Origin of the sequence: Catenulispora pinistramenti (assembly GCF_018274385.1) — a bacterium.
Classification (GTDB): Bacteria; Actinomycetota; Actinomycetes; order Streptomycetales; family Catenulisporaceae; genus Catenulispora; species Catenulispora pinistramenti.
In genome coordinates, this window is sequence record NZ_JAAFYZ010000402.1 from 1 (window position 1) to 4,011 (window position 4,011).

General features: G+C 71.9%; 4 protein-coding genes. 3 read left to right on the forward strand and 1 reads right to left on the reverse strand.

Translation table 11 applies throughout. The annotated features are described in order from the left end of the window. Nucleotides 1-86 precede the first annotated feature (86 nt). From KGQ19_RS47685 to KGQ19_RS47695, 3 genes are all read left to right on the forward strand, one after another. Nucleotides 87-584 (forward strand): SigE family RNA polymerase sigma factor, encoded by a 498-nt coding sequence (locus KGQ19_RS47685; RefSeq protein WP_212022146.1) that lies wholly within the window; start codon nucleotides 87-89, stop codon nucleotides 582-584. Next, nucleotides 581-1,495, forward strand: coding sequence for a hypothetical protein (locus KGQ19_RS47690; RefSeq protein WP_212022141.1), 915 nt, complete (start codon nucleotides 581-583; stop codon nucleotides 1,493-1,495). Before KGQ19_RS47685 ends, KGQ19_RS47690 begins: the two co-directional genes overlap by 4 nt. 131 nt (nucleotides 1,496-1,626) lie before the next feature. After that, the gene (locus KGQ19_RS47695) at nucleotides 1,627-3,081 is read left to right on the forward strand and encodes a N,N-dimethylformamidase beta subunit family domain-containing protein (protein WP_212022143.1); all 1,455 of its coding nucleotides are present in this window, start codon (nucleotides 1,627-1,629) and stop codon (nucleotides 3,079-3,081) included. Between the two features lie 21 nt (nucleotides 3,082-3,102). On the opposite strand, the gene KGQ19_RS47700 is transcribed toward KGQ19_RS47695, so the two are convergent. Further along, a partial coding sequence (locus tag KGQ19_RS47700) for a N,N-dimethylformamidase beta subunit family domain-containing protein (protein ID WP_212022144.1) occupies nucleotides 3,103-4,011 on the reverse strand: 909 nt, incomplete at its 5' end.

Sequence of the window (4,011 nt, forward strand, 5' to 3'; positions counted from 1 at the left end):
GGGGTGGTTCGGATGCCGACGCCGCCGCCGAGAGCGATGCCGATGCCGATGCCGCCGCTGATGCCGATGCCGAGTTCCAGGCCTACATGGTGGCGCGGTGGCCGGTGCTGGTGCGGACGGCGTTTCTGCTGACCGGGGACCGGTTTCTGGCCGAGGACCTGGCTCAGACCGCTTTGACGCGGGTCTACGCGTCGTGGCGGCGGGTGCGGCGGGTGGATGACGTCGACGCGTACGTGCGGCGGGTGCTGGTCAACGCGAATTCGGAGCGGTTCCGGAAGCGGCGGGTGGCCGAGCAGTTGGTGGGGGTGGCCGCGGACGGACGTTCGCATGTGCCGCATGAGCCGATCGCCCAGCGGTCCGCGCTGATGGCCGCGCTGGCCGAGTTGCCGCCGCGGCAGCGCGCCGTGGTGGTGCTGCGGTACTGGGAGGACCTGTCCGAGCGGGAGGTCGCCGCGGTGCTGGGGTGTTCGGTCGGGACCGTCAAGAGTCAGGCCTCGAGGGCGCTCGCCCGGCTGCGGACCAGCTCCGTGTTGCTCGATCGCGACTCCAAGGTGAGCGAGCCCGGAAAGAAGGAACCGGAATGAGTGAGGAGTTCGAGCACGGGCCCGAGCGTGCGCGGCTGCACGCCGTCTTCGGCGCGGAGGTCGCCGAACTGGACATCGGGGTCACGCCCGTCGACGTGGTGATGAGAAGCGGGGAGGCGTTGCGGACGAAGCGCCGGCTGGCCGCGGTCTCGGGGGTGGCGGCGCTCGCCGTGCTGCCGGTCGCGGCGGTGACGATCTTCTCTGGCGGGGGTGCGGACGGTGGCAGCGGGACGTCGAACGCCGCGGGCAGGAACCAGGGCTCCGGCCCGAGTACGGGGGCCGGCTCCGCGGCGCGGAACGTCGCGAAGACCCCGACCTCCAGCCCGACGATCACCCTGCCGCAGGACACCCTCGGCGCGAACACCACGCCCCCCGACCCCGACGACGTCGTCACGGTCGTGACCGGCGGCACCATCGACGGCCGGGTCTGGCGCCTGGTCCGCGACCAGTTCGTCGTCGCCCAGAACGTCGGTCTCGCGGTGAAGAGCGCTACCCGGCTGCCGATGGCCAAGCAGGGCGACGCCGACACCCTCACCTGTGACTTCATCGGCCTGCAGTGGGGTGGCCGCCCGCCGGGGACCCAGCCCGACTACGACGGCGGCGGGCAATGCAGTCCGCAGGAGATGAACGCCACCGGCCCGCTGTCCTCGGGTTCGGTCAGCGCGCAGGCCTCCGGTCTGGCGCTGTGGGCGTACATCGGCCGGGCCGACACGTCCCGGGTGGCGTCGGTGTCGGTCACGATCGGCACGCAGACCAGCGTCCGGCAGCCAGTCGTCCCGCTTCCGGGCGAGCACTACGGCTACTACGTCATCTTCGTGCCGTCGCTCACGGATCAGCAGAAACAGCAGCCACAGTCCGTCACGAACTACGACAGCCACGGCAATGTCGTCGGCTCTGTGATGACGGGCTGACGGTGGGCTGACGCCGGGCGCGAAGCGGTCTCAGGCCAACTCGACTGACCTGAGACCGCACTACCATGGTCCCCGATTAGCGCGTTCCGCGACAGCTCCACCACCGATCGGCGGCGTCAATGGGTGTCAACATGGGGATCGGCAAGTACGGCCGGCGCGCCGCGGCGAAGGCCAAGCGCGAGGTCACCGGGTTGTTCCGGGCCAAGCCGTACGACCCCAGGCACCCGACCCCGCCGACCCGTGATGTCCCGCCCGCCGAGAACGTGGCCGCCGCCGGGGAGCCGGTCTGGTCGCCGAAATCCGGCGGAACGTGCGCCAGCAGCGACGTCGAGGGCCGGATCCGCGTCTACGCCTCCGCCACCAGCGTCAACCGGGGCACCGGCCTGGACTTCATGATCTCGGTGAACCCGCCGCAGCCGTTCACGGTCGAGATCTTCCGGGTCGGGGCCGAGGATGTCAGCGTCCTGAAGACCGAGGCGCTCGACGGCGTGACCCAGCAGTGGTCCTCGCTCGACCTCGCCACCCGCACCATCACCTGCTCCTGGACGCCCAGCTGGCATCTGGACGTGCCGGCCGACTGGCGCGGCGGGATCCACGTGGCCAAGCTTCGCACCGAGGACGGCCTGCAGACCTGCGTCCCGTTCGTGGTCCGGGACGACGCGACCAGCCACGACATCCTGGTCTCGCTGCCCTTCACGACCTACCAGGCGTACAACGAGTACCCCAAGGACAAGAAGACCGGCGCGAGCCTGTACTACGCCTGGGAAGACGGCAAGATCTACACCGAGGGCAAGGCCGCGACCAAGGTCAGCTTCGACCGGCCGTACCACGTCACCGGGCTGCCGGCGAACTTCGACCTGGACACGGCGTTCGCGAAGTGGGTCGAGGCCTGGGCCGCCGCGAACGGCCGGAGCGTCGGGTACGCCGACAGCGCGGATCTGCACGACGGGACTGTGGACCCGAACCGTCACAAAGCCCTGATCTTCCCCGGCCACGACGAGTACTGGTCGGCGCCGATGCGCGACGCGCTGGACAAGGCCATCGCCAACGGGGCGCACGTGGCGTTCCTCGCGGCGAACAACGTCTACTGGCGGATCCGGCTGGAGGACGGCGGCCGGATCGTCGTCTGCTACAAGAACCGGCCCGATCCCGGCGCCGCTTCGCCGAACGAGCGGACGGCGCAGTGGCGGCAGACCGGGCGTCCGGAGCAGGCGGTGCTCGGCTCGCAGTACGTCTCGACGCTCAAGGGCACCGCGCCGCTGGTCGTGGACAACGCCGGGCACTGGTTCTGGGAGGGGACCGGGGTGCGGAACGGCGAGCGGATCCCCGAGCTGCTGTGGGGGGAGTGCGACCAGGTGCAGCCGTGGATTCAGAGCCCTGACGGGGTCGAGATCCTGGCCGCGTCGCCGTACACCGGGCAGGGACAGCCGCGGATGCAGCACACGGTCGTGCACCGGACGCCGGCCGGCGGGCTGGTCTTCGACGGCGGCACGTTCTATTGGGCCAAGGGCCTGTCCGCGAACGGGATCGCCGACTCGCGGATCCAGCGCGCGACGGCGAATCTGCTGGCGCGGATGCTGGGGTAGGAAGCGAACGCGGGCCGCCGCTCAGTAGCGGATCAGGATCCTGTCATCGCGGCCGTCGGGGCCCGGCGCGAAGTCGATCGACGGTGGCGGGATTCCGTCGAGTCCGCCGACGTCGGTACCGGACAGGCCGGCCCGGGCGATCGCCGAATGCATGCGGGGCGACCACAGATCGGTGCGGAACAGGACCTTGCGATACGCGCCGGGGTCGATGAGCCCGGCGTGCACATCGAGGCTGGTCGCGAAGTCGGTGGCGGTGAGCGGTTCGACGAACGCGGCGTCGGCGGCGAAGCCGGCCGGCAGCCCGTTCCCGGCGAACGGCCGGTCGAGCGAGATGGCGCGGGCCCGGCGCACGTCGGCGATCGGCCACGGATTGGCGGCGACGTACGCGGCGAAGGGGAGGACCACCAGCGCCGGGAAGCCGGCCGCGAGCGGGCCGCGCACGACGAAGGGCACGTAGGCACTGCGGCCGCGCAGGGCCATGGCCGACAGGAGCGGCGCCTCGACGCTGAAGCGGGCGACGTACAGGCCGGGCGGCCAGGACTCGGGGATGTCGAGAAGCAGCGAGGGCTCCCAGTCGCACCAGGTGAGGGGGACGCCGACGTCGCCGACGGGATCGCCGCCGAGGGGATCGCGGGGGCCGGCGACCCGGGCCGGGTCCGGCCCCCGGTCGACGGCGCCGGCCGGGCCGAGTCCCCGGTCGCGGCCTTCGACCGTCGCGTCCTGCCCGCGACCGGAACCGTCATCGCCCACCCGCACCCAAGCGACCGCCGCCCCGTCCTGATCCTCCCCGACGAAGCGCACCGCGGGCGTCGGCACCGGCGTCCCGATCCGGCGCACCGCGACCGAGCAGGGGGCGCCGCTCGGGACCGAGACCCGGAACTCCATGGTGCCGCCGGCGGCGGCGCTGGGCACGGAGGCGTAGGCCTGGAC

Excerpts from the sequence above, each read along its gene's own strand:
- KGQ19_RS47685 (WP_212022146.1), top strand. The coding sequence starts at position 87 with ATGGTGGCGCGGTGGCCGGTGCTGGTGCGGACGGCGTTTCTGCTGACC.
- KGQ19_RS47690 (WP_212022141.1), top strand. The coding sequence starts at position 581 with ATGAGTGAGGAGTTCGAGCACGGGCCCGAGCGTGCGCGGCTGCACGCC.
- KGQ19_RS47695 (WP_212022143.1), top strand. The coding sequence starts at position 1,627 with ATGGGGATCGGCAAGTACGGCCGGCGCGCCGCGGCGAAGGCCAAGCGC.